Origin of the sequence: Geobacillus sp. BMUD, assembly GCF_013096845.1 — a bacterium.
Classification (GTDB): domain Bacteria; phylum Bacillota; class Bacilli; order Bacillales; family Anoxybacillaceae; genus Geobacillus; species Geobacillus vulcani.
In genome coordinates this window covers 1-560 of sequence record NZ_SDLA01000054.1, presented here as the reverse complement: position 1 = coordinate 560, position 560 = coordinate 1, and the positions used below count along the sequence as shown (strand labels likewise).

Sequence of the window (560 nt, the reverse complement as noted above, 5' to 3'; positions counted from 1 at the left end):
GCTATCAGTATTCCAAAATATCTTAAAAAAGATGGCTTTCATTCACTGATCATTGGCCAGATTCGTATAGACGGCAACAAATTCACGATACCGTATTCTCGCCTATTTAAAAAGACTCACAAGCCTATCACGATAACGATTCCGCCTGTGTTGCTGGACAAAAAGATTAAGCAGATTGAAATCATTCCTAAGCATCATGCCAGGTTCTTTGAGATTCAGTACAAATATGAAATGCCTGAAGATCAAAGAGAATTAAATGACCAAAAAGCACTGGCAATTGATTTAGGATTAAACAATTTTGCCACTTGTGTCACATCAGACGGCAGATCATTCATCATTGATGGGCGGAGATTAAAAAGTATAAATCAATGGTTTAACAAAGAAAATGCCAGACTTCAAAGCATTAAAGATAAGCAAAAAATCAAAGGCACGACTCGTAAACAGGCGTTGCTTGCTATGAATCGCAATAATAAAGTGAATGATTATATCAACAAGACTTGCCGTTACATCATTAACTACTGTATTGAAAATCAAATTGGCAAACTTGTCATTGGCTATGC

The 560-nt window shown here is 36.1% G+C and carries 1 protein-coding gene; it reads left to right on the top strand.

Annotated features, from left to right (window positions below):
- A partial coding sequence (locus ETC05_RS17360; protein ID WP_171661550.1) for a transposase occupies positions 1–560 on the top strand: 560 nt, incomplete at both ends.